The sequence below is a fragment of the Streptomyces massasporeus genome, assembly GCF_014648995.1.
GTDB lineage: Bacteria > Actinomycetota > Actinomycetes > Streptomycetales > Streptomycetaceae > Streptomyces > Streptomyces massasporeus.
On sequence record NZ_BMSE01000025.1, the window covers coordinates 93,593 to 115,498 of the forward strand.

A 21,906-nucleotide genomic window follows, 5' to 3' on the forward strand; every position below is an offset into this window, starting at 1 on the left:
CGCTGCCAGGCCCGTCAGTCCATCCGACGTGGCGTACCCAACAACCCGGTCTCCGCATCCGTGGGCTGTGTCATCACGTATTGCCGATCGCGGTCGGTACACCACAGGGTGAGGCCGTCGGAGAGCCCCGGCAGGGAGTCCGTTTCGGCCCGGGTGAGCGCCATCGTGCGGCCCAGTTCCGTGGCCTCGTCGGGCGACACCCTCTGAATCCCCACCAGCCGCGCCTGCCGCACGAGCCGCGGAGCGACCGGGCTGACGTACGGCAACAGGGTCAGCACCGACTGCCAGGGCCCGGAGACCACGCGACCGCGAGGTGGCCGCATCCCGCAGTCCCGTACCACCAGCACCGGCGTACCGGCCGAGGCGCCCAGCGGCGGCACCCGCCCGACGTCGTACACGGCCATCCCGTTCTGACCGCCCCCCATGGCGTGCACCATCGGCATCCAGACCTGCGCCCGCGCCGTCTCCACGGCGACCCGCGTCCCTGTTGCCGCCGCCCTGAGCGCGATGACCTGCACGGTCCACAACCCGCCGATGAGCACGACGTCGTACGGCAGCGGCCGATTGAGCCCAAGTACAGCGGGCCGGTTCTCCGCGTCCACGCCGATGACGACGCCGTCGTCGGCGACGGGAAGGGCGAGGGTGTCCATTTGATCGACGGTCACGGAGTGCCGAGGGTGTCTCGGGCCGATCAATCCGAAGCCGCGGCGCAGCAGTTCACGCGCCCGCTCGGGGGCAGAGGACTGCGGCTCGCCCCGTCCGTTGGCCGCCGCCTGTCCTACGCGCGGGGTCGTCGCCGTCACCTGGCACCTCCGAGGGGCAGAGTGGCAAGCATGCCGGGCACCTGTTCCCGGTCGAGTCGGGAGAGCCCCATGCCTGTGTGCCGGGCCGCAGCCTGCACCGCGCGCCGGGCGGCGACGAGTTCGTCGTCGCTGCGCCCGGTCACGCGCAGATGCCCGGAGACGGACACTTCCTTCCGCTCCCCCCGCCTGAGCGTGAGGCTGAAGGTGGTGGCGAGGGTGGGGACGGCCGTCACCAGAGCGACGAGCTGCGGCAGCGACGGCGCCCTCTCCCCACCCAGGGCGGGCCACCGATCGATCCAGTACGTGGTGTGTCTGCGGTTGTCGCAGCGCCAGTTCCGGCCCGACTCCTCGGTCCGCCGCTCCCGCGTGTCCGTCCGCCCGGCCTCCGCCGTCACCAGCGGGTTGGCACAGGCCGACGTGGCGATGGCGGAGGTCAGCTGTTCCTCGTCGAGGAGGGTCGCCCGGAATCCGGATCCGGTGAGCCGGCTCGCGAGATGATCGGCGGCACGCACGACGCACTTCTGCGCTCCGACCAGGCCGCCCCCGCGCGCGGCCACCGCTTCCGCGCACAGTTCCGGATCGAGCTTCAACGCGATCCACGTGATGCGTACGGCCGGCGCACCCGTCTGCTCCTGCAGGGGAGCGTAGTTGGCGACTGCCACGGACTGCCGGGGCAGATGGATCGCTGGCGCGGGCTGGGTGTGGAGCACGACCTGCGCCGACTCCAGCCGGATGTCGTCCACATCCAAGGCGTCGTGCACCAGAGAGAGGGGCAACGGCTGTTTGTTCCGCTCGGCCCGCAGCGCGGTGGCGTCGGCCTCGACATGCAGGACCGCGGTGACGAACGTACCGTCCCCGACGATTCCGACGGGTCGGCGGTCGCGGCCGCTGTACGTGTACGTCCGCAGACTCGGATCGCACTCCACGGCCGGCGCCAGCCCCGGCTCCGTGCCCTCCGGTATCGGCGTACTCGCGGCCCGCCGCTGCCTCGCACGCAAGGCCTGAGCCGTGGCCAACCACTCGGGCAGGGAGCGTCCGCGGCGACGGAGGAAGGAGAGCAGCACCAGACAGCCGGCGAGGACAGCCGCAGGCACCACGGCCACGGGATCGATCACCCACCCGACGAGCACGACGGCGGCCGCGACCTCGAACAGGACAAGGCGTTGCAACCGAAACGCCCCGACCTGACCCGAACGCACCCTGGAGTGGAGCGCGCCCGGCGAGGCCGGCCGCTGCGCCGGTCCCTGCCCGGACACCGAAGCACCCCGCGTCCGCGATCGGTCGCGGGACCGGGCGCGTGTTCTGGAAACCATCACTCCATCCCCCGTTCTGCTGACGACTCGCTGGTGTCTCAGCACCGCACGATGCCTGTGAAGGCCCGGGCACCCTACCCGCAACACAAGTCCCCGCGGATACCAGGCATAGTAGGGGGCCGCTCTGACACCGGGGCGGTCGGCCATGACACACCAGGCGAGCGCGGCACATCTGAACACGGGGAGAGACAAGCAGAGATGGCATCTCGGCGCGACCAGCTCAATGCCTACACCTTCGCGAAGCGCCGCATGCTCGCGGCCTTCTTGCAGTCGTCGCCCGACGGTTCGGAGGAGGGGGCACCGCGTCCACTGCGAGCGGTCATCCCCGGCGCCATCGTGGCCGTGGTCGTCATGGCCGTCTTCGGGGCCTGGGGCATGTTCAAGCCCACCGCGCCCAAAGGCTGGGACGAACCCAACGCCAAGGTGATCGTCGCCAGCGACTCGACCACACGCTACGTCGTCCTGAAGACCGGCAAACAGGTCCAGCTGCACCCGGTCCTCAACATGGCCTCCGCGAAGCTGCTCCTCAACGAAGGCCAGGGCGATGTGGTGACCGTCGCCGAGTCCGTCCTCGACAACGGCAAGATTCCCCACGGAGCCACCATCGGCATCCCCTACGCGCCCGACCGTCTCCCCTCGGCGTCCGAGGCGGGCGGCGAGAAGCGCTGGGCGGTCTGCGAACGCCGCAGCGCGGGCGGCGAGTCCATCCAGAAGGCGGCCCTGGTCCTCGCTTCCCGCGACTTGAAGGCGACCGAGGGCAAGGGCGAGAAACTGACGGGTGGGCAACTGCTCTACGTCGTGGCCCCCGACGGGAACCACTACGTGGTGGACGCGAGTGGACGCTCTTACCCCATCGACAAGAGCAACGAACTGCTGCTGCGCGCCGTCGTCGGCTCCGGACGTAAGCCGCAGAAGGTCTCCCGTGAGTGGCTGGAGACCCTGCATACCGGCGACCCGATCTCCTTCCCGAAGATCCCCGATCAGATCGGTGTCGCGGCCGACGCCCCAGGCCAACTGGACGACAAGACCAACAAGGTCGGCATGGTCCTCAAGGCCTCCGATCTCAACAGCGATCAGTACTACGTGGTCTTGCCCGGCCGGGTCGCCCCCGTCTCGGCCTTCGTAGCCCAACTCCTGCTGTTCAGTGAGGACCTGGCCTCCCTCGGCCAGGCCGGTGCAGCCAAGGACATGAGCCCGGGTGCGATCGTCCCCGGCAAACCGTTCGGCACCGAGCACCGATGGCCCACCGAGGACCCCCAGCCCGTCAACGATGCTTCTGGCACCGCAGGAGGCCGCGGCACCGTCTGCAACGTCCTGCGCGGCGTCGACGCCGACTCGGGGAGCACGACCCTGAGCACCTGGGCCGGCACGGATTTCCCGGCCAAGCTCCCCACCGGCTCCTCCAGCGCCTACGTCACACCCGGCTCCGGCCAGCTCTACCGCCAGTTCCAGGGCAGGGAGACCAAGGCCGGCCCCGTCTTCCTCGTCACCGACACCGGCCTGCGCTACGTCCTGCAGTCCAACGCCGACAGCGGCGCGGACGACGCCGGCATCGGCACGACGGCCAAGGACCGCCGACAGGCCCAGCAGGAGGCCCAACAGGCCCAGACACGGCTCGGCTACAAGGACGTCGACCCTGCGCCGATCCCCGCCGCCTGGTCGGAGTTCCTGCCCACCGGCCCACGCCTGTCGACGACGGCGGCACGCCAGCCGCAGGGTTCCTGAGGGGTCCGGACATGCCACACGTCTCCTCCTTCCTCCACAGGGCGACCGCGGTGACGGCTGCGACCCTGCTCACGATCGCCCCCGTCGTCCTCGCGCCCCCGGCGACGGCGGCCGACCTGCCGTACTCGGACCAGTGCGCGTTCCCCAACGGCAAGTACCCGGGCCGCCCCTGGTCCCTGCAGCGCGTCCTCCTGGACGAGCTGTGGAGCCAGTCCACGGGCAAGGGCATGCGGGTGGCGGTGATCGACACCGGCGTCGATGTGACGAACCCCCAGCTCACCGACGCGGTCGACGTGAAGAGCGGCCGCAACTTCCTGCCCAGGAACCTCAAGGACGACGACGGCAACCCGATCGAGCGGGGCAAGGAGAACGGCACCACGGACACGGTCGGCCACGGCACCAAGGTCGCCGGCATTATCGCGGCCCGGCCAGTCAAGGGCACCGGCTTCGTGGGCCTGGCCCCCGATGCGACGATCATCCCGATCCAGCAGAACGACGCGGAGGGCAACGGCGACGTCGGCACCCTGACCCGCGCGATCCGCTACGCCGTCCAGGCCGGGGCCGACGTCATCAACATCTCCCAGGACACCGCGAAGCCGATGACGTCGACATCCGACCTGAAGCTGGCGATCGACCAGGCCCTGAACAAGAAGATCGTGGTGGTGGCCTCGGCGGGCAACGACGGCCTGGGCGGCAACGTCAAGGAGACCTACCCGGCTGCCTACGAGGGCGTCCTCGCGGTCGCCGCCTCGGACCGCAACAACGAGCGCGCCACCTTCTCCCAGTCCGGCGAGTTCGTCGGCGTCGCGGCCCCCGGTGTCGACATGATCTCCACCGTCCCAAAGGGCGGCCACTGCTCCGACAACGGTACGAGCTTCTCCGCGCCGTACGTCGCCGGCCTCGCGGCGCTGATCAAGGCCAAACACCGCGACTGGACGGCCCGGCAGATCGTCGCCCAGATCGAACAGACCGCGGAGCGCACCACCGCGGGTCACGACCGTCTGGTCGGCTGGGGAGTGGTCGACCCCGTACGCGCCCTGACGGATGACGAACACCCCATTGAGTCCCCCAACCCCCAAGCAGGCCTGGGCAAGCAGGAAGCCCCTACCCCGGCCACGTTCCAGATCGGCGAATCCGCCGAGGAACGCAACGCCCGCCTGGCCACCTACGTGGCCGTGGGCTCGGTGGTCCTCGTCGCGGGGATGGGCGGCACGGCGGTGGCGCTCCGGGACGCGCGACGCAGGCAGAAGCGACGGGTGGAGAGCGGATCATGGACGCGCTGACCGAACTGAATGTCATCGGCCTCATCCTGTCCGCCGTGCTGCTGGCCATGGCCTGCGTCAAGGCGGACCGGGTCCGGGCCTGGCGCGCCGGCATCAACCCGGCGGCAGAGGAAGTGTCCGACGCCTCCTTCATCGCTGCTCGCGTTATGTTCGTCACCCTGGCCGGCGTCGGCATCTACCTGTGTGTGCAGGGCTTCAATGTCTCCGATGACACGGAGTGGGATGACGCCGAGTTGACGTCCGCGGTGCAGGGCGCCACGGACGCCTTGGACGGCAGTTCCGGTTTCGGCGACATCTACGCCGAGGACGACGACACCGGCTGGATCGACGAATACGGGACAAAGATCGAGCAGGAGGTCGTCGAGCACGGCGGCGGTGACGCCCCGCAGTACGGCGTGAACGCGACACCCGCCGACTCGAACACGCCCTCCGAGGCGCGTTACACGGTCACCGGCGGTGACTCGGCATTCTGCATGCAGGTCACACGCACCCGGTCGAAGGACGGGGACTATGAGCCGCCGGGAATCGGGGGAGGTCAGGGGACGGTGACGGTCCCTTCGTATGACTTCGCGGTGACGACGCGTGAGGGCGGTTGCTGACTTCGCGAGGCGGCCCGATCCCGTCCATCTTGTAACTCGCATACCACGAAGTTCAGTTGGTCGCGTCTCACACGTTGACTACAGTGGTGATCGAGTGTGCCGGTCGGGTGATCGCCTGTGCACCTCAACGACTTTACAAACGGGGAACGGGGAGGGAAGGCATGCTGCCTGCGGAGGGTTTCAAGGTCGGCTTGGAGGCGCTGGGGACCTTCAAGAAGCGTGTCGATGCCGTGCTCTCCACATTCGAGGGCTCACCCGGCAGCCCCCAGAAGATCGCGGCGCACGCCCTCTCCGAGGTCTCTTTCAGCGGCTCGGGCGGCTTCGCCGAGGCCAAGGGCCTTCACAGCCAGTACGAACGCGTCCACGAACGCCTCACCGCGCTCTCCAAGAACCTGGGCCTTCAGATCGAGGCGATGCAGATCGCCGTCATGGGCGCGGGCGGAAACTTCAGCAACATCGACGAGGAGGAGCGGCGGCGGTTCTGGGAGATCAAGACTGAAATCGGCCGCCAGCACTACGAAGCGAAGCGGGAGAGGGAAGCGGCGGAGGCTGCGAAGCAGGGCGCGTCCGCGCCAGAACGTTCTGATGACGACCAGGCAGGTGACCTGTACTGATGAGCGAAGAGCAGGAACACCCGGTGCCGCACCAGGCGGAGAGGGAGCAGGCCGCTGCGCAGATCGGCACCATCGACATGGTGAGCGGCGCGACGGGGGTGGCCCAGTTCCTCCCCTTCGGCTGGAAGGTCCCCCGTGTCTTCGGCAAGACGAACTTCGAGGGCCACGCCCTGAACGACATGGTCGACATGGTCGAGTCCGCAAAACCGGAGGATTTGGAACTTGCGGGCACTGCCCTGCTGAACGCCCAGACCGCTATCGAAGACGCCGCCGAGGAACTCGAAGGCCACATCACCCGGGTCGACTGGGAAGGCGAGTCGGGCGAGGCCTTCCGCAAATGGGGCGCCAATCTCGTCATCCACGCCCGCAAACTCGCCGCCTTCGCCGACGCCGCCGGCACCCAGATCACGGCAGCGGCCACGGGCCTCGCCTCCGTCCGCAGCGCCATGCCGCCGCGCGACACCCGAGAGGACCCCAAGGCGGTCGCGGACATTCCGACGCCCAAGCAAACCGAAAGCAACGCGGAGTACGCGGCTGCGGTCAAGGCCGAGAAGGACCGCCAAGAGGCGATCAACCAGATGAACCGGCTGGCGTCCTTCTATGCGGTGTCGGAAGAGATCATGGCGGGGCAGGAGCCGCCTACGTTCGAGCCTATGCCGGATGTGGGGGTGCCTAAGCCGGATCCGAACTATGGGGATCTCAGGAACTCTGGAGCACAGGGCAGCGGGGGTCTAGGGTCCGGGCACCAGGCAGCGGTCGCTGGCCATGATTCTTCGAGTACGGCGGCTGGGCACGCGCGATCGGGAGACGCTACGACTCCGCTCAAGCATGTGGACGCCCCGACGGCTTCTTCGGATGTGAACATCGGCACGAAGATCGACAGCGTGGGCACCCTGCCGCCCCAGGAAGCCACGAGGCCGTCGACCAGTGTGGCGCCGACGACGACTGGCCCGAGTGGCGGCAGCGGAGGGGCCCTCCCTCCCGTCCCCTCCGGTACGCTTCCCTCCCCCCTCAGCGGGCAGGCAGGCCGCACATCAGGGTTCGGCGGAGCGAACGGCAGTAGGGCGCCGATCTCGGCTCAAGGTCGTACAGGCGCTTCGAACGGCACTGTCGGCGGTCGCGGTAAGACTGGCCCGATGGGTCACGCCACCACCCCGGTGCAGCCAGGTGCTCAAGGCGGCAGCGCTTCCCCCATGGGCCGAGGCGTCTCCGGAGGAATGCCACGCACCGTCGGAGGACCGGCGGGCGACCGGGCGGGCAGCGCGAGTTCCACAGGTGCGGCGCGCGGTAATGGAATTGTTGGAGGAAGACCTGCCGCAGGTCCTCAAGGGGCGACCGGTTCCAAGGTCCCGCGCGGTACGGTCGTCGGCGCTGGCGGCAACACCAGCTCCCGTGCGCCCGCCGGCCAAATCGGGCAGCGCGGAGTGATCGGGGCGCCGAACTCTGCCCCGGGTGCTCGTCCGGGCCAGACTGCGCGTCCAGCCGCCGGCAATGCCGACGGCGTCGTTGGTACACCCAAGGGGCGAGCTCCAGCAGGGAGAAGCGGTGGACCGGCCGGAGGTGGCGCAGGCGCGCCGCACGGCCCGTCGGGAAACCGACGAAACAGGAACCGCAGGGATCGTGAGGGTGAGTCTCAACCGGAGACCCCGCGACGCAACACGCCGCCAGTGGCTGATTGATAAGAGCGAGGATCTACAGAGGGATGACAAGGACCAGCCCACGTGGCGGATTGACGGCGTTCTTCGCAGGACGTGCCGGAAGACGGGTGTCCACAGCGTGCGCGGCACTCGGTGCTTTCGCAATCATGTCCTCGGGGCTGGCTACGAGTGCGGTCGCCGCAGACATTCAGTCGAAGCAGTGGTACTTGGACGCGATGCACGCCGAAGACATGTGGAAGATCAGCACAGGCAAAGGAGTCAAAGTTGCCGTGCTGGACACCGGCGTGAATCCGGACACACCTTCCCTGAAGGACCAGGTACTCGCAGATGAGGTGCCGAAGGGGGTCTCGTACAAGGCCACCGAAGACTACAACGGCCACGGCACCAGCATGGCGGAGTTGATTGCCGGCACCGGCGCCGGAGGTGGGCTGCAGGGCTTGGCCCCCGGCGCGAGAATCGTCCCCTATCGAGTGCTCTCCAAAGGCTTGAGCAGCACCGTCAAGAAAGAAACACCTGCTGTCGCCGATGCGATCAAGGCTGCGGCTGACAGCGATGCTCAAATCATCAGCATGTCCATCGGCAGTGACATCATCGACCCGGATGTGGAGAAGGTCGTCAAATATGCCCACTCCAAGGGAAAGTTGATGTTCGCCGCTACCGGAAACGACGCTGAATCCAAAAACTTTATTGGCTATCCAGCCGCCTATCCCTACGTAGTGGGGGTGGCTGCCGCTGACGGCAAGGGGAAAGTGGGCGGCTTCTCGGAGTTCGGCAACTATGTCGATCTGGCGGCTCCAGGTCTCAATGTTCCCTACTGGTGCGACGCGACATTCCGCTCGTATTGCAATGAGGGAGATGGAACGAGCATGGCAACCGCCATCGCCTCCGCCTCCGCCGCCCTCATCTGGTCCGCGCACCCCAACTGGACCGCCAATCAGGTTCTCCGCAGTCTGATCGACACAGCGAGCCGCGACTGGCCGAAGAATAAGCCGAGCAATTATCTGGGCTACGGCCTGGTCCGTCCGCGCAAGGTGCTGGAGAACAGCGACATCAACCCGGGGTCGGCCGCCACCGACCCCCTCAGCTTCGAAAACGGAACCGGCGTCACGGGCGTCACCGCGTCACCCTCCGCTCCCGCATCAACCTCGTCACAGGCCCCCAAGAACCCTTCTGGCGGCCAGACGTCGGCGGCAGGATCGACCTCGGAGTCGTCCGACAACACCACGACGTGGGTCGCTCTCGGAGCCGCAGGGGCGGCCCTGGTGGTCGGGGGCGGCGCCTTCGCGGTGATCCGCTCGCGGCGAAAGGCATGACGACTCACGCGGGTCAACCGGTCACACACGACCTCTCCGGCGCGATGACGCGCTCGGAAACGAACCACAGCTCTTACGAAGGGGAGTGCCGAAATGGTCGACCGCAAGCTTAATGAAGGCGACGTACAGAGGCTTCAGACCGAGGTCGTCGATCGGTACGACAACATCAGGGGATCGCTCGCGAAGCTGCAGGGCACGATCGACATGATCGAGAAGGCCTGGAGGGGACAGGGCGCCCAGGCGTTCAACACGAAGCAGACGGAGATCAACCAGCACATGGTCGCGATCGGCAAGATGCTCGACGACTTCCTCGAGGGCATCAACCTGAACAAGACCGACAAGCGCAACCTCGAAGACCAGATCGAGGCCGACATGAAGCAGATCTCAGTAGACGACCTCGGTGGAAAGACTTCGGCGCTCAACAGCTACTGAGGCACGCGGACGAGCCACCGGGCGGAAGCGAGCCGCACCGCCTTCCGGGCCGCGCAGCCCGGCTGACATCTGCACAGAAACGAGGGAAACATGTCCGGAGCACACTACGACGAACTCGCCGTCACGTACGGCACCATGGACGCACTCGCCACCGAGCTCGGCAATCAGGCAAAGAAACTCGAGGAGGACCTCGAGGCCCTGAAGCAGGCCGTGCTCAACGTGTCATCGGGCTGGGGCGGCGAAGCGTACGAGGAGTTCCAGAAGAAGTCCAAGCAGTGGGATTCGCACGCGCGGGGCATCCACCAGGCGCTGGTCAACATCTCGCAGCGAGTCCACACCGCCGGCGGTGACTACCGAGGCGGCGACCTGAAGGGCGCCAGCTACTTCCAGTAGGAGCGCACGGTATGCAAAACCAGGGTGGGCACGCACGGGAGGTGCCCACCCTGTATTGCATTGATCAGCCGCGTTTCTCTATGAGGAAAGGAAAGAAGATCGCTGTGGAATCAGCGCAGCGTTCGTGCGGCCCCGGGTAAGTGTGAAGCAGTGACCCGGGTTGACGTCCGACTGCTCAATTCGTCGACTCGGTTGGTAAGTTGAGGCGCGGGTGCGAAAGCTTTGCGATCAGTCGATATATGGACTGATGCGTCAGCGTAGATAGAGGGAGGGTGCGGGGGATGGCCTGGGACGAGTGGGAGCAGCTCAAGGCCGGCGTGGCTGAGAGTGAATCGACAGGCATGCGGCTCAACCAGCTCGCTGCGGATGGTGGCGGAGGAGGCGGGCGCGGTGTCGCTGGTGATCTGGTGGTCAACCAGGATGACCTCGGAGCCGTCGGCCATGACGCGTTCACCCTCTACGAGGACCTTCGGACCGGGACGGACATCGCTGGCGCGGGCATGAACAAGGATGGGGCCGGATCGACGATGCAGGCCGCCGCCTCCCTGAAGGCTCATGGTTTCGCGACGGGCAGCGCCCTGGAGCTTACGGTCGATGTCTGGACATCCCAGTCCAAGGCGGTGCTCCAGGCATGCGCGCATATCTCCAATCACCTCGACTACAGCAAGAAGCTGCACGCTGAGGACGACGCCAAGATCGCGGCTGTACTGCGCAGCCGAGACGGTTTGGCTGAGTCAGTGTCAGAGCTGAGCAAATACTTCAAGTAGGAGCAGCCCGGTGGCCGTCAAGTATATGGATCTGGTTGAGGTGGACCTGGGCAAGCTGGCCACCGCCGTCTCAGACTGGAAGAGCGCCGTCGACAAGCTCAAGACCGCAGCGCGGAACGCGCGCAGGGGAATGCAGGCCAAGTCGGAAAAGGCCCGGTGGGCTGGTGCGAACGCCACAGTGACACGCGGCTTCGTCACCAAGACGACGAATGAGATCGCGGACCTCCACGCCGAGGCGAACAGCATCTATCAGGTCCTGAACGACGCCCACACGGAACTTGCCTCCCTTCAAAAGCAGATCAAGACCGCAGTCCAGGCTGATGCCCCGACCCTCGGGGTCCGCGTCGAGGACATCGGCGACGGTAAGGTCCGCTGCTACTTCCCACACATCCGGGGCGACACCGACGAGCGTACCCAGGACCAGCTCGATGCCAAGCAGGAGTTGGAGAGTCGCATCAACCGGCTCATCGCCCACGCCACAGAGATCGATACGTCGGTGGCTCGCGCGCTCCGCAAGAGTCACGGCAGCGATCCGCACAACGCCGGGCACAGCTCGTACAAATCCCTAGACGACGCTCAGTCTGAGCGGGCGGCGGAGCTGGCGAAGCTTGGTCCGAAGATGACTGACAAGCAGTTCACTGAGTTGAACTCCATCATGAAGTGGAACGCGAAGGACGCAGATTTCAGCACGGCCTTCTACAAGTCTCTTGGGGGGCCCGAGGAGACTTTGGACTTCTACGGTCGTATGGCTCTCGAAGGTACGCAGGGCGATGATCATAAAGAACGATTGGCCCTGACCAGACAACTTCAGCGCAACATGGGCAACGCGCTCGCCACAGCGACCGACCCGGACAATGAGCCGCACCTGTCAGCGAGTTGGGGGGAAGAGTTCAGAAAACTGGGAACCCGGTCAATCGAAATCTACCCGGGGGCCCCGAACCCGCCCTACGGATACCAAGTCCTCGGGGGGCTATTGCGATATGGGAACTATGATGCAGAGTTCATCAACCCCATCGCGGAGCACGTTGTTCAACTTCACCAGAAGGATCCTGACTTCTTCATGAACAACAAGCCGGTGACGGGAGGGGCCGACCTCGACTGGGGATACAACCCGTCAGGAAGGAACGGCGCGGGCTATGACCCGCTCACGAGCGTACTTGAAGGACTTGGGCACAGTCCGGAGGCTGCAAAAAGGTTCTTCACCGACGAGCCGACCGTGTATAAGGAGGACGGCACAGTCGACAAGAACGGCACACTTAGTGATGGCTACTTCGACGTCCTGAACGGCAAGGACTTTGCGTGGGCTCCTGACAGTCTCGTACATCCGGGCAGTGACGAAGCGCAGCATGCACGGACAATGGGCCCCGACGCCCTCGGGCACGCGTTGGAGGCGGCGGTCACAGGCGACGCTTGGGACGCGGACCCACCGGAGCTACACCGGGACAGCGATACGGCCGAGATCATGAAGCAGGTCATCAATCGCTACAACGCCGCCTCAGAGGGAGGATCGCCATCTGAGGTGATGAAGGACAGCCTGGCTAAGATGGGCGCGTCATACATCGACGACCTCAACTATTCGATCATGGATTTCGGTGGCTCGGGGGACGCGCTGGGACGAGACGCGCTCTTCGAGAACAGCAGCGACGGATCGACGCGAACGCCCTTCGGCGAGCAGCAGGCGCGGAACTTCATGATGCTGGTGGCCGGTGACGAGGACGGATATAAGTCACTGACCGCCGCTCAGCAGCTCTTTATGGCGAGTGGCCTCGCGGCGTTTGAGACCGATGAGGATCGCGGTGTTGCGTTTGCTCAGAATGCTGCGAAAGTACATGGAATTCTCGATGAATCACGCTCCCATGGGATTCGTGAGGAATTCAAGGATCCGGAAGAGGCTCAGCAGATGCTGCAGGAGCAGAACGGAGAGTGGCGCAAGTCGCTCGTCAGCGGAGGAGCCACCGTGGCAGCGACGGCTGGTGCGGCGATTCTGCTAGGCCCGGCAGCGGGTGTCGTGGCCGCCACTGCGGTTCCGTTGGTCATGGAGTCCGCTGGATCCGCTGTCAGTACCGCATATGGCAACCACACATTGGAGTACCTGAAGGACCACGAGTACACGAACGACCCTCAGGCGCTTCAAGCCGTGCAGGACGTGGAGAAGGTCGGCGAGCGGGCAGCCACTCAGCCTGTCCTCAACTTCGCCCAAACTACCGGAATGGGTAACAACGAAACCACCGATCTCGTCAATGAGATCGAACAGTCCTACTTGGCTGGGAAGACAGCTATCTCGAACAATGAGAAGGTGGCCTCGTGAAATCCCTGACCCGGATTTCCCTGTGTGGGGCTATGGCGATGCTGGCATTGTCGACAGGTTGCTCGGATGGGCAGTCTCTCAGCGAAAAGCAGCCCACGCAGTGGAAAACCTGTAGCGCACTGTTCGGACGCAAGAACATGGAGTCTCTGCGGTCTATCCTTGATTCCGACGATCTCAAGTTCTCCAACAGGGCGCTTTCTGTTGACCAGCTCAAGAAGGGTCTGACGCAGGAAGCGATTGACCCTTATGACAAACTCAGGGGGTTCAAGGAATACGAGACTTGTGGACTCTCGGGCAATGGCTACTTTGCTGCGACGGCGAGGTGGGCGGCAGATTCCCTGAAGTCCGTGCAAACCAACACCGAACGCTGGCAACGCGCAAATGCGGAAGTCTACGTAGCTGACCCGTCCGGGGTGGGCGGGGACGTCGACCTCGTTTTCCGTTGTGCCATCAGGGGCGCAAGTGGGCAGGCGCAAGTGCTTCTCGAAGCCAGGGTCAGCGCGCCGGATACCCCGAGAGTCTCGGAGGCGTTCCACCAGCAGTTGGCCGTCAAACTGGCTCGCACGCTGCGGGATGAGCTGGCATGCACCAATGAGCCGAACATCCCAGATAATTTGGACGTTTATGGGTGAGTCGGTTCGTTCTGCACTGCATAAGCCAGCCAGCCTTTCTAATCAGTGCGGTAGTCTCAGATCCGTACAGCCGTGGCGTGCGGCTGAGCGCTCGGCGAACCCGCGCAGTGACCGGATTAGGAAGGGCTTCCGTGGATCGGCGTATTCCGTGGCGTAGATACTGAAAATTGCCCGTGGGGAACCGGGGCAAGCAGCGGTCGCCCACGCCATGTCAAGCCCGAGTCCGGTATTTGCATTCAGTGCTCCCGGTTCATCGGTCGCCGACCGCAAACGCTGGGCGTAGGGGCCGAACGCAGCTTCCAGCACATACAGGCGTTCGGAACTTGCCCCAAATTCGCCGAACGCACACATCTCCAGTGGCGTGGTGCCGGACGTCCTGCTTTCCTTGATCCAGTCGATGTGCAGCCTCTCGTATCCAGTTATGCGGATTCCTGCGCAAGTGCCCTTGGCGGAGGACGGGTACTTTTCCGTCGTCGGTCCGGATATCGAAGGAATCCGTCCGCCGAAGGTCGTCTTGCATGACCAGTGGGCGTACGCATTTCGTGCGGCGGCGGTTGCGAGTTCCCCCACCTTGCGGGCCTCGGGGGGACTATCATATGACTCATCCCCGGCGATGGATACGACGACCGATGCGGGCTTGTTGTTGCAAGGTAGTACAACGCCGGTATTGCGCAAATCCGTATACCCTTGCCAGCCCCCGCCGAGGGGCTTGGGAGGGTTTTCCGAGGCGCTCGAATGCAAGGTGTCGAGCATCTCGAATCCATCCTGCCTGGAGTTGACGGCGTCGTCAGCGATCAGGCCGATGGTCATCGTCATGTCGGAAACCCGACAGGAGTTGAATCTGCCGTCGCCGAAACTACGGTGCTCGTCGTGGGACAGGCCGATCCCTGTGTTGAGGCCGGTGAAGACGGCAGACTCGTCGTACGGGATCAAACCGTCGCAATACGTCGCCAGCTTCTCTTTGTACCGCCAACCCTTTCCGGTGTCACTCATCTGATACCAGCTGTAGCCGCCGAATAAGCGCCAGGGGCAAAACACCAAACAGAGCTGCCCGGCGGATGAGAACGGTCGTTGTTTTCTCGCCAGTATTCATCGACCGTCAATACACCCCCTCCGGACTCAACCCCACCTGCACCAACGGCCTCCCCCTCCGCCGAGACACAAAGACCCCCCGCCCCGCAGGCATGGGCCGCGGCCGAACACCGCCCAGCAGATCCCCCTCACCCGGATCGCCGGCCAGCACCACACCCTGCGCGCCCAGTTCCTTAACCCGCTGCATGAACGCCTCGTAGGACGCCCGCCCCGCACCCGCCGTCGACCGCGCGATGATGAACCGCACCCCCACATCCCGGGCGAACGGCAGGAGTTCCGTCAGTCCCGCCAGCGGATTACCGCTCGACGTGGCCACGAGGTCGTAGTCGTCGATGACGACGTACACCGTGGGTCCGCGCCACCAGCTTCGGTCCCGTAGCTGCTGGGCGGTGACGTCGGCTGTCGGTGTGCGGCGTTTCATCAGGTCGGCCAGGGCGGCCATGTGGTGGTCCATGGAGTTGGACATGGGGATGTACTCGGCGAGGTGCGACGACGGCGTCACGTCCAGCAGCGAGCGCCGGTTGTCGATGACGAACAGCTTGGCCTCGTCGCCCGAGTACCGCTGCGTCAACTGCCGGATCAACAGCCGCAGCAGGTTCGACTTGCCCGACTCGCCCTCGCCGAAGACGAGGAAGAACGGGTCCTGCTCGAAGTCCACGAAGACCGGTTCGAGGTTGTTCTCGTCGAGGGCGAAGGCGACGCCCCGGCGCGGGAAGCGATCGCCCGGAGGAAGCTGATCGGCCGGGAACTCACGCGGCAGCAAGCGGACTTCGGGAGCACCGGGGGCCTGCCAGTGCCGGGAGACCTCGGTGGCGAGGGCGGCCGTGGCGTCCGCCAGGTCCGTGTCGGAGGTGAGACCGTCTATGCGCGGCACCGCCGCCATGAAATGCAGCTTCTGCGGCGCCTGGCCGCGGCCGGGCACCCCCGCCGGGACGTTCGCGGCAACCTTGCGGTCCAGCTCGGAGTCCATCGTGTCGCCGAGCCGCAGCTCCAGACGGTTCATGAGGTGGTCCTTGAGATTGGCCCTGACCTCCATCGAGCGCGAGGCCGTCAGGATCAGGTGGATGCCGTAACCGAGACCGCGCGCCGCGATGTCGTGGATCACCTGGTCCATCGCCTCGTAGTCCGCGCGGAAGTTGCCCCAGCCGTCGATGACCAGGAACACGTCCCCCCAGGGCTGATCCGTGACCGGGATGTCGCCCCGGGCCCGCCTGGCCCGGAAGTCCGCGATCGAGGCGATGCCCGCGGAGCGGAAGTACTCCTCGCGACGGTTCAGCACGCCGTACACCTCGGCCACCGTGCGCCGCACCCGCTCCGGATCCAGGCGCGAGGCGACCCCGCCCACGTGCGGCAGGCCGGCCACCGCCGCCATGCCGCCGCCGCCGAAGTCGAGACCGTAGAACTGCACTTCGTACGGCGTGTGCGTGAGCGCGAACGCCGAGATCAGGGTGCGCAGGAGCGTCGACTTGCCGGACTGCGGGCCGCCGATGATCTGCATGTGGCCGGCCGCGCCGGAGAAGTCGACCCAGAGCGGGTCGCGGCGCTGCTCGTAGGGCTTGTCCACCAGGCCCGCCGGTACGACCAGGCGGCCGGCGCCTTCGTAGCCCGGCTGTGTGAGGCCACGGCCCTGTACCGCTGTGAGGCCGGGCAGGAGTGCGTCGAGCGGCGGCGGACTGTCCAGCGGCGGCAGCCACACCTGGTGCGCGGCCGGCCCCTGGGCCTCCAGCCGCCGCACGATCACGTCGAGCACGGTGTCGGCGAGCGCGTCGTCGACCTCCGGCCGGTCCGAACCCGAAGGGCGCTGCTGTGGCACGGTCATGTACTGCACCGGCACCTCGGCCGCCGTGAACAGCACCGGCCGCCGGTTCATCGGCAGCGGGCCGCCGCGCAGCGCGGTTCGCTGCGTGCCCGAGCGGTAGACGCCGGAGACGTAGGCCGCCTTGAAGCGCACCATCTCGTCCGTACCGAACTTCAGAAGGCCGGAGCCGGGGACGTTCGGCAGCTCATAGGCGTCCGGTACGCCGATCGCCGCGCGGGACTCCGCGGCGGAGAAGGTGCGCAGACCGACTCGGTACGACAGGTAGGTCTCCAGACCGCGCAGGCGGCCTTCCTCCAGGCGCTGCGACGCCAGCAGCAGATGCACACCGAGCGACCGGCCGATGCGGCCGATCTGCACGAACATCTCGATGAAGTCGGGCTTCGCCGTCAGCAGCTCACTGAACTCGTCGATGACCAGTACCAGCGACGGAATGGGCTGCAGGGCGGCACCGGCCGCGCGGGCCTTCTCGTAGTCGTGGATGTTGGCGTAGTTGCCCGCGTCGCGCAGCATTTCCTGACGGCGGTTGAGTTCGCCGCGGATGGAGTCGCCCATGCGGTCCACCAGGGTGAGGTCGTCCGCGAGGTTGGTGATGACGGCCGCGACGTGCGGCATCTGCGCCATGCCGGCGAAGGTCGCGCCGCCCTTGAAGTCCGCGAGGACGAAGTTCAGCGTCTCCGACGAATGGGTGACCGCGAGGCCCAGTACCAGCGTGCGCAGCAGCTCCGACTTGCCCGAGCCGGTGGCGCCGACGCACAGGCCGTGCGGGCCCATGCCCTCCTGTGCGGCCTCCTTGAGGTCCAGCATCACGGGGCGCCCGTCCTCGCCGACGCCGATCGGCACCCGCAGCCGCTCCGCGAGCGAGCGCGGCCGCCAGGTGCGCTGGGTGTCGACGGAGGCCGCGTCACCGAGGTTCAGCAGATCGGTGAACTCCAGGTTGGCGAGCAGCGGTTCGTCGTCGTCACCGCCCGAGGCCATCCGCAGCGGGGCCAGCTGCCGGGCGAGGGCTTCGGCGGACTCGTAGGAGAGGACATCGGGGGTTCCTTCGTAGACGACACCGTGTCCCGACTCCAGGTGCAGCGCTTCGGGCTGTACGACGATGGAGAGCTCGCCGCCGCCCGTGATGAGCTCGCCGGGGACCACCTCGAGGACGGTGACGCCCTGGAGCCCTTCGGGATTGGCCAGGACCGAGTCCGGCGGCAGGGTGAGGCCGTCGAGTACGACGACGACGTGGGGCTCCTCCGGCAGGGGGGCCGCGTTCGGGTGGAAGCGCGGGCGGCCGGTCAGCCGGGTGGCGAGCAGGTTCTCCAGTTCCCGGGTGTCGCTGTCGATCAGCCTGCGGCTGCCCGCTCCGTCCACGGCGCCCGGCGCTTGGACGTGCGGCAGCCACTTCGCCCACTCCCAGTGGGGCAGGGCCTCGCGTCCCGCCGCCACCACGATGACCAGATCCTCCGGGGAGTGCAGTGCGGCCAGCGAGCCGGTGATGGCCCGGGCGGAGGACCGTACGGACTGCGGATCGCCGCTGACCGTGACGTGGTAGAACGCTCGCAACGAGACCGCCATCGGCAGGTCGTCCAGGGTGCTGTGGACGGCGATGAAGCGCTGCATCGCACCCGCGGTCAGCGGCTCCAGCTGTTCCACAGGGCCGGTCTCGGGGGTGACGAGGGACCTGGCGAGGTTCTGCGCGCCGAGCCCGATGCGGACCTGGGCGAAGTCCTCGTCGCCGGAGCGTCGTTCCCACACCCGGCTGCCCTCGGCGACCAGGGCCCACAGCTGTTCGGGGGAGGGGTGGAGGAAGTACTGCGCGTCACGCTGTGCCTTCGCGGTGTCGACGGCCGTGCGCCGGGTCTGCGCCAGGTAGCTCAGGTAGTCGCGGCGCATGTCCGCCAACTCCCCTTGGGAGCCGCGGCGGAAGCGGATCACCATCGCGACGGACATGGCGATGGTCGAGGCAATCATGACCATGCCCATAATCCTCATGAACGGCTGCCCGCTCGTGAAGAAGAAGACCACCGAGCCACCCATGCCCAACGTCGGCAGGAGTTGCATCAGCACGCTTTCCCGATGGCCCCGCGGAAGTTCCGGTGGAGGCTGCAGGATGATGTCCTGCGTGGACACTTCGGACGGCAGCACCCGCGGTGGGCGCTTCACGACGATGTGGCTCACTGGCATCCATTCACTCGACCAGCCCGAGAGTCCGTCCGCCGCCCCGTGTCAGGCGGACGCAGGCCGCCGCGCGATCCTACTGATTCCCGCGGACGCAAGGGCGATAGGGTGCCGGAAGTTCGCGTCGGCACACGGGACTTGAGCCGGAGTGAACGCGGCATTGCGTCACATCCCGCCGCCCGCGGAAGCCCGGCGACCGGCACCGAGGGTGTTCCCGCGACCTCGCCGCACGATCGGTCACAGGGGACGGGAAACCGCGCAGGACTTCCGTACTGTAGGTAAAAAATCATCACTGAGGGGGAGCAGCAGGTGAGCATGACGGCCTCCGCGGCAGCCACCGGAAGGGGACCCGGTACGGGAACTCCCGCCGGGGCGGGCACGGGTCTCGGTTTCTGCCGCGTCACCATCGTCGCGCCCGACAGCCGGATCGACGTGGCGCTGCCCGACGACATCCCGGTCGCCGACCTGTATCCGGAGATCCTCACACTCACCCGGCAAAGTCCCGCCGAGGGCGCGCCCGTCGGCTACCACCTGGTCCGCCGGGACGGCACTGTCCTCGACAGTGCCCGTTCCTTCGCCGCCCAGCGCATCCTCGACGGCGAACTCCTCGCGCTGCGCCCGTTCTCCGAGTCGCTGCCGCCCGCCGTCTTCGACGACGTCTCCGAGGCGGTCGCCTCAGCCGTGACCAGCGAGCGCACCTTGTGGAGCGGCGACCTGACGCGCGCGGCGGGTCTCGTCGGGGGAGGCGTACTGCCGGTCCTGCTGGCCTTCGTGGCCTGGATGGGCGACCCGCTGCACGACATGAACAGCCTGCCCGGCATCCTCGCCGGGGTCGCGGGTGTCCTCCTGGTCGTCCTGGCCTGCGTGCGCGCCCGGGTCTACGACGACCGGGCCTCGGCCATCGCCCTGGGGCTCGGCGCCCTCCCCAACGTCGGCGTGGCCGGCTCGGGTCTCCTGCCGCTCGCCGACGGACAGGGCATCGGCCGGCTCCAGTTCCTCCTCGCCTGCGCGGCGGTGCTACTGGCCTCGGTGCTGCTCACCCTGTGCTCGCCGAGCGGGGACGGGCCGTTCGTCGGCTTCGTCGTCGCCTCCGCTATCAGTCTGATCGCCGTGTTCGCGGCGATCCTCGCGGACTGGACGCCTTCCGAGATCGCCGCCCTGTGTGCCCCGATCGCCGTCGGAGGCCTGGCCTTCTTGCCGGGGCTGTCCATGCGCTTCGCCCGGCTTCCGATCGGCTTCGACACCCCGAACACGGCCCCGCGCAGCGCGTACGACACCGACCCCGCCCCCCAGGAGCCGGTCGACGCCGAGCGGGTCGCCGCCCAGGCACGGCGTGGACACGAACTCCTGGTCGGTCTGGTGGGCGGCTGCGCACTGCTCGCCGTCGGTTCCTCGGCGGTCCTCGGGTTCTCCGAGAACGTCTGGGCCCAGCTCCTGGCCCTGGCGACGGGCCTGGCCATGCTGATGCGCGCCCATCTCTTCCGGTACACCGGCCAGGTGGCCCCCGTCCTGGCCGCCGGTCTCGCCTCTCTCGTACTGCTCGGCCTGGGGCTGGCACTCAATCCGCCGCACTCGGCCGTCCGCGAGGCCCTCACGGGCGATCGCAGCGACCTCGACCTCCGGACCATCTGGCTCGTCGCGGCGATCGCCGCGACGGCCGCGCTCGTCACGGCGATCGGTTTGATCGTCTCGCGCGGCGGCCTCACCCCGTTCTGGGGACGCTTCCTGGAGATCGCCGAGGGCTTCGTGCTGCTGACCCTGGTGCCGCTGACCCTGGCGGTGTTCGACGTGTACTCGGCAGTCCGCTCGATGACCAGCTGAGCCCCGCCCAGCTGCCATCCGTGTTCACCCGGTCCATCCGGGCGGCGAATCCACCACACCTACGGGAAGGGCCGGACGACAACGCGGGGCGCCGGCCCGCCGTCCAGCGGGGTAGCGGCGGCCGCAGGGCCGTCGTGGAACCCGTTTCCCGCTCGCTCGGACACGTCGCCGACCGCCACGAGGCAGCGCCGCACAGGGGCTCGCCGGCTCGATGACCGGGTCGTCGGGGACTGCCCGACGACCCGGTAGAGGCTCCCGTGCCCGCCCGTCACTCCGGGCCAAGCCCCCCGTGGCGCGCCCCCTGCTCAAGATCGAACTCCCCGTCCCGCGCCCCCAGCACGAACGCCCGCCACTCCGCCTCCGTGTAGCGCAGCACCGTGTCCGGGTCGAGCGACGACCGCATCGCCACGGCCCCCTCGGGCAGGTAGGCGATCTCCACCCGCTCCTCGTGGCCCTCGGTGCCCGGCGCGCTGTGCCACTCGACACCGGAGATGTCGAGCGCGTACAGCTCGTCCCGCTCCCGCTCCTTGCGTGCCTTGATCTCCTCAGCCGTCTCCGCCATGCCGCAGCGACCCCTTCCCGACGTACGAACGATCCGAATCTGCTCACCCTAGTGGCCCCCTGCCCTCCGGCCGGGAGCTTCGGAGACCAGGGCAAAGAGGGTCCCGGCCGCCTGGTACGCTGGTCGACGGCCGTTTGTGTACGCACCCCCGGAGCTCACCGCTCTGGAGGCCGCGCTCAGCGGATCCCCGCCTCCCGAGTAACGGAAGCTCCCCCGAGACACAGACCGGGGGCACTCGGTGGCCCATCACAGACTACGAGGAGTACGCGTGCCGCTCGACGCCGCTACGAAGAAGCAGATCATCACCGAGTTCGGCCAGAAGGAGGGCGACACCGGCTCCCCCGAGGTCCAGGTCGCCATGCTCTCGCGCCGCATCTCGGACCTGACCGAGCACCTCAAGACCCACAAGCACGACCACCACTCCCGTCGTGGTCTGCTGATCCTGGTGGGTCAGCGCCGCCGCCTTCTCCAGTACCTGGCGAAGAAGGACATCCAGCGCTTCCGTGCGCTGGTCGACCGCCTCGGCATCCGCCGCGGTGCGGCGGGCGCCAAGTAAGACGCCGTGAGGGGAGCGGTTCCCGAAGGAAAGGGGACCGCTCCCTTTGCTGT

18 protein-coding genes are annotated in these 21,906 nt (G+C 67.0%); 13 read left to right on the plus strand and 5 right to left on the minus strand.

Annotated features, from left to right (window positions below; translation table 11 throughout):
• Nucleotides 1-14: 14 nt before the first annotated feature.
• Both IE153_RS36495 and eccE read right to left on the minus strand, forming a co-directional pair.
• A complete protein-coding gene (locus IE153_RS36495; protein ID WP_189593986.1) occupies nt 15-803 on the minus strand; it encodes a hypothetical protein in 789 nt (262 codons plus the stop codon).
• Nucleotides 800-2,116 carry a type VII secretion protein EccE gene (eccE, locus tag IE153_RS36500; protein WP_189593987.1) on the minus strand — a complete coding sequence of 439 codons (1,317 nt, stop codon included), beginning with the start codon at nt 2,114-2,116 and terminating at the stop codon, nt 800-802. The genes IE153_RS36495 and eccE overlap by 4 nt, the downstream gene beginning before the upstream one ends.
• Nucleotides 2,117-2,314: 198 nt before the next feature.
• Here eccE and eccB point away from each other — a divergent pair, with 198 nt between their 5' ends.
• The 11 genes from eccB to IE153_RS36555 all read left to right on the plus strand — a co-directional run bounded on the left by eccB (nt 2,315) and on the right by IE153_RS36555 (nt 13,840).
• Entirely contained in the window at nt 2,315-3,841 is a 1,527-nt protein-coding gene (eccB, locus tag IE153_RS36505; protein ID WP_189593988.1) for a type VII secretion protein EccB, read from the plus strand.
• Nucleotides 3,842-3,852: 11 nt separating this feature from the next.
• Complete coding sequence (mycP, locus tag IE153_RS36510) at nt 3,853-5,124, plus strand: type VII secretion-associated serine protease mycosin (RefSeq protein ID WP_189593989.1); 1,272 nt, start codon at nt 3,853-3,855, stop codon at nt 5,122-5,124.
• A complete protein-coding gene (locus tag IE153_RS36515) occupies nt 5,112-5,723 on the plus strand; it encodes a hypothetical protein (RefSeq protein WP_189593990.1) in 612 nt (203 codons plus the stop codon). The genes mycP and IE153_RS36515 overlap by 13 nt, the downstream gene beginning before the upstream one ends.
• A 161-nt stretch (nt 5,724-5,884) precedes the next feature.
• Nucleotides 5,885-6,337 carry a DUF2563 family protein gene (locus IE153_RS36520; protein WP_189593991.1) on the plus strand — a complete coding sequence of 151 codons (453 nt, stop codon included), beginning with the start codon at nt 5,885-5,887 and terminating at the stop codon, nt 6,335-6,337.
• Nucleotides 6,337-8,016 carry a collagen-like domain-containing protein gene (locus IE153_RS36525; RefSeq protein ID WP_189593992.1) on the plus strand — a complete coding sequence of 560 codons (1,680 nt, stop codon included), beginning with the start codon at nt 6,337-6,339 and terminating at the stop codon, nt 8,014-8,016. The genes IE153_RS36520 and IE153_RS36525 overlap by 1 nt, the downstream gene beginning before the upstream one ends.
• A 125-nt stretch (nt 8,017-8,141) precedes the next feature.
• Entirely contained in the window at nt 8,142-9,308 is a 1,167-nt protein-coding gene (locus tag IE153_RS36530) for a S8 family serine peptidase (RefSeq protein WP_189593993.1), read from the plus strand.
• 93 nt (nt 9,309-9,401) lie between these two features.
• A complete protein-coding gene (locus IE153_RS36535) occupies nt 9,402-9,740 on the plus strand; it encodes a WXG100 family type VII secretion target (RefSeq protein WP_189593994.1) in 339 nt (112 codons plus the stop codon).
• A gap of 90 nt (nt 9,741-9,830) precedes the next feature.
• Complete coding sequence (locus IE153_RS36540) at nt 9,831-10,133, plus strand: WXG100 family type VII secretion target (RefSeq protein ID WP_185012204.1); 303 nt, start codon at nt 9,831-9,833, stop codon at nt 10,131-10,133.
• Nucleotides 10,134-10,414: 281 nt separating this feature from the next.
• Complete coding sequence (locus tag IE153_RS36545) at nt 10,415-10,900, plus strand: hypothetical protein (RefSeq protein ID WP_189593995.1); 486 nt, start codon at nt 10,415-10,417, stop codon at nt 10,898-10,900.
• Between the two features lie 10 nt (nt 10,901-10,910).
• Entirely contained in the window at nt 10,911-13,208 is a 2,298-nt protein-coding gene (locus IE153_RS36550; RefSeq protein WP_189593996.1) for a hypothetical protein, read from the plus strand.
• Nucleotides 13,205-13,840, plus strand: a complete 636-nt coding sequence (locus IE153_RS36555) for a hypothetical protein (RefSeq protein ID WP_189593997.1) — start codon at nt 13,205-13,207, stop codon at nt 13,838-13,840. Before IE153_RS36550 ends, IE153_RS36555 begins: the two co-directional genes overlap by 4 nt.
• A 42-nt stretch (nt 13,841-13,882) precedes the next feature.
• Here the strand turns inward: IE153_RS36555 and IE153_RS36560 are convergent, their stop codons facing one another.
• Both IE153_RS36560 and eccCa read right to left on the minus strand, forming a co-directional pair.
• Nucleotides 13,883-14,833 carry a hypothetical protein gene (locus tag IE153_RS36560; RefSeq protein WP_189593998.1) on the minus strand — a complete coding sequence of 317 codons (951 nt, stop codon included), beginning with the start codon at nt 14,831-14,833 and terminating at the stop codon, nt 13,883-13,885.
• Nucleotides 14,834-14,939: 106 nt separating this feature from the next.
• Nucleotides 14,940-18,914, minus strand: coding sequence for a type VII secretion protein EccCa (gene eccCa / locus IE153_RS36565; RefSeq protein WP_189594009.1), 3,975 nt, complete (start codon nt 18,912-18,914; stop codon nt 14,940-14,942).
• Nucleotides 18,915-19,223: 309 nt separating this feature from the next.
• Here eccCa and eccD point away from each other — a divergent pair, with 309 nt between their 5' ends.
• Nucleotides 19,224-20,735, plus strand: a complete 1,512-nt coding sequence (gene eccD / locus IE153_RS36570) for a type VII secretion integral membrane protein EccD (RefSeq protein ID WP_229829343.1) — start codon at nt 19,224-19,226, stop codon at nt 20,733-20,735.
• 268 nt (nt 20,736-21,003) lie between these two features.
• Here eccD and IE153_RS36575 read toward each other — a convergent pair whose 3' ends face one another.
• Nucleotides 21,004-21,297 (minus strand): DUF397 domain-containing protein, encoded by a 294-nt coding sequence (locus IE153_RS36575; RefSeq protein WP_189593999.1) that lies wholly within the window; start codon nt 21,295-21,297, stop codon nt 21,004-21,006.
• A 268-nt stretch (nt 21,298-21,565) separates the two neighbouring features.
• Between IE153_RS36575 and rpsO the strand changes: the two genes are divergently transcribed.
• Nucleotides 21,566-21,853 (plus strand): 30S ribosomal protein S15, encoded by a 288-nt coding sequence (gene rpsO, locus IE153_RS36580; protein WP_003993372.1) that lies wholly within the window; start codon nt 21,566-21,568, stop codon nt 21,851-21,853.
• Nucleotides 21,854-21,906: the final 53 nt, after the last annotated feature.

Coding starts and splice junctions, on each gene's coding strand:
- eccE (WP_189593987.1), bottom strand. CDS start 2,116: ATGGTTTCCAGAACACGCGCCCGGTCCCGCGACCGATCGCGGACGCGG.
- eccB (WP_189593988.1), top strand. CDS start 2,315: ATGGCATCTCGGCGCGACCAGCTCAATGCCTACACCTTCGCGAAGCGC.
- mycP (WP_189593989.1), top strand. CDS start 3,853: ATGCCACACGTCTCCTCCTTCCTCCACAGGGCGACCGCGGTGACGGCT.
- IE153_RS36515 (WP_189593990.1), top strand. CDS start 5,112: ATGGACGCGCTGACCGAACTGAATGTCATCGGCCTCATCCTGTCCGCC.
- IE153_RS36520 (WP_189593991.1), top strand. CDS start 5,885: ATGCTGCCTGCGGAGGGTTTCAAGGTCGGCTTGGAGGCGCTGGGGACC.
- IE153_RS36525 (WP_189593992.1), top strand. CDS start 6,337: ATGAGCGAAGAGCAGGAACACCCGGTGCCGCACCAGGCGGAGAGGGAG.
- IE153_RS36530 (WP_189593993.1), top strand. CDS start 8,142: ATGTCCTCGGGGCTGGCTACGAGTGCGGTCGCCGCAGACATTCAGTCG.
- IE153_RS36535 (WP_189593994.1), top strand. CDS start 9,402: ATGGTCGACCGCAAGCTTAATGAAGGCGACGTACAGAGGCTTCAGACC.
- IE153_RS36540 (WP_185012204.1), top strand. CDS start 9,831: ATGTCCGGAGCACACTACGACGAACTCGCCGTCACGTACGGCACCATG.
- IE153_RS36545 (WP_189593995.1), top strand. CDS start 10,415: ATGGCCTGGGACGAGTGGGAGCAGCTCAAGGCCGGCGTGGCTGAGAGT.
- IE153_RS36560 (WP_189593998.1), bottom strand. CDS start 14,833: ATGAGTGACACCGGAAAGGGTTGGCGGTACAAAGAGAAGCTGGCGACG.
- IE153_RS36575 (WP_189593999.1), bottom strand. CDS start 21,297: ATGGCGGAGACGGCTGAGGAGATCAAGGCACGCAAGGAGCGGGAGCGG.